This is a genomic window from Amycolatopsis sp. NPDC051903 (genome assembly GCF_044452505.1).
Lineage (GTDB): Bacteria > Actinomycetota > Actinomycetes > Mycobacteriales > Pseudonocardiaceae > Amycolatopsis.
In genome coordinates this window covers 1-1,880 of the sequence record NZ_JBITBT010000093.1, presented here as the reverse complement: position 1 = coordinate 1,880, position 1,880 = coordinate 1, and the positions used below count along the sequence as shown (strand labels likewise).

The following is a 1,880-nucleotide window of genomic DNA, read 5'->3' as shown; positions in this document are numbered from 1 at the left end:
TCCGCCACCCCGCCGCCGTAGGGCGTGGCGCTCAGGTGGAGCACGCGCGCGCCGCGCAAGCGGTTCGCCACCGCGACGAGGGAGTCGAGGATCCATTCCGGCGCGACGGTGCGGTAGGCGTCGAGCGCCAGGTCACCGGTGTCCACGGTCTGCATCGGGCGCACATCTCGTCGCGGGTCCCACGCCCAGCCAAACCGCCGGCCGCGGGACGCGGAAAGAGGCGAAAGCCCTCAAGCGGTTCCGCGGGTGGAACCCGGAGTTCTCCGTCGGGGACGAGCTGCCGTGGACGCTGGAGGTCAAGCGGCGGCGAGTGCTCGAGGAGTACGCGAACGAGGTCGCGGGCAGGCCCGCCCTCCGCGGTGAGCCGGCGGCTGCCGAGGGACTTCGAGCTCACCCGCCGGCGTGGGTGACCAGCACCGGGCAGGCGGCGTGGTGCACGAGCGCCTCGGCGGTGGAGCCGAGCAGCAACCCGGGGAAACCTCCGCGGCCACGCCGGCCCAGGACGACGAGCTGCGCGCTGACGCTGCGTTCGAGCAGTTCGTGCCGGGGCCGGCCGGCGACCACCGTGTGTTCGACGACGACGCCGCGGTGCCGGCGGCTGGGCTCTTCCAGGACTTCATCGAGCGCCGACGCCGTTTCGCCGACGTCGGCGTCGTTCTTCGCGTGCAGCACGAGCAGCGTCGCGCCGAGGGACGCGGCTTCGGTGAACGCGGCGGCGACGACCGCGGCCGTGTCCGGGCCGCCGTCGATCCCGGCGACCACCGGTCCGGCTGCTGCCGGCGCGTCCCACAGGTCGCCGCGGGCGACCACGACCGGGCGGGGCGCGTGCGCGGCCAGAGCCACGGCGACCGAGCCGGCGAGCAGCGAGCCGAAGCGGCCGTGGCCGTGGCCGACGACCACGGCCGAGGCTTGCTCCGCGAGGTCCAGCAACGCCGGCGCGGGCCGGTCGGGGTCCAGCCGTTCCCGCACGTCGGCCGCTCCGGCTCCGCACGCCACTTCACGTGCGGCGCGCAGGAGGTGCCGGCCGTGCCGGCGAAGGAGGTCCTTCGCTTCCTCGGTGGGCGGCACGACACCGCCGGCCAGGAGGTCCGGGAACGCCGTAGCGTGGACGAGTTCCAGCGGTAGGCGGTGGCGTGCCGCGGCGCGCGCGGCCCAGCGGACGGCGTCGACTGCCTCCGCGGAGCCGTCGACGCCGGCGATGATCGGCGCGGGACCGGGCAGAAGGGGAGTCACCAGGCGAGAGTAAGGACGCGGGCCGGTCCGTTGCCGCGGCCGGAAGTCACAGTGTGGCGGGACTTCCGGCGCCGCTTCGGTTCCTGGCCACGCCGTTGCGGGCCCAACGGGTCTCCCGGCGCCGCGAGCGCGATCGCGGAGACGAAGGCGAACTCGTGGTGGCCGCCGTTGTCGTGCTGCTCGGAGGCCGCGCCGGCGGTCAGCGTCGACGCGGAGACGGCCGGGCGGACGGCGCCCACAGTCCACCCGCGGTGGTGCGGGACCCGGTTTTCACCTCGACACGGTCTCCGGCAAGGGGTTCCGGCCGGAAGTGCCGAACGTCCCTGCACGCCGTGACCTGCGGACATCGTGGGGTCGCGCGGTCCGCGCCGATTCTGGAGGTCCGCCGCGGACAGGAGTGCTGATGACGGAGAAGACGCGTGCCTGGCGAGTCCACTCGCCGCCGGGACCTGTGCCGACCGGGCCGCTGAGGCGCGAGCGCGGCGAGCACCACCTCCACGTCCGTACGGTGTCCTCCGCGCCGGCCGGCGCACCGCGGGTCCTGACCGGTCCGGCCGTCGACCGGGGCACCGGTGCCGTGGTGCTCCACGCGGATTGAGCTGGTCCAGGGTGGGGCAGATCTCGGGGGGACGGGGTGGCCGGGCCGG

The 1,880-nt window shown here is 75.2% G+C and carries 3 protein-coding genes; 1 reads left to right on the top strand and 2 read right to left on the bottom strand.

The window, feature by feature from the left end; genetic code table 11:
• Positions 1-390: 390 nt before the first annotated feature.
• A complete protein-coding gene (locus tag ACIA77_RS52415; RefSeq protein WP_395893748.1) occupies positions 391-1,233 on the bottom strand; it encodes a universal stress protein in 843 nt (280 codons plus the stop codon).
• The gene (locus ACIA77_RS52410) at positions 1,230-1,472 is read right to left on the bottom strand and encodes a hypothetical protein (protein ID WP_395893747.1); all 243 of its coding nucleotides are present in this window, start codon (positions 1,470-1,472) and stop codon (positions 1,230-1,232) included. Before ACIA77_RS52410 ends, ACIA77_RS52415 begins: the two co-directional genes overlap by 4 nt.
• Positions 1,473-1,636: 164 nt before the next feature.
• Between ACIA77_RS52410 and ACIA77_RS52405 the strand changes: the two genes are divergently transcribed.
• The gene (locus ACIA77_RS52405) at positions 1,637-1,831 is read left to right on the top strand and encodes a hypothetical protein (RefSeq protein ID WP_395893746.1); all 195 of its coding nucleotides are present in this window, start codon (positions 1,637-1,639) and stop codon (positions 1,829-1,831) included.
• Positions 1,832-1,880: the final 49 nt, after the last annotated feature.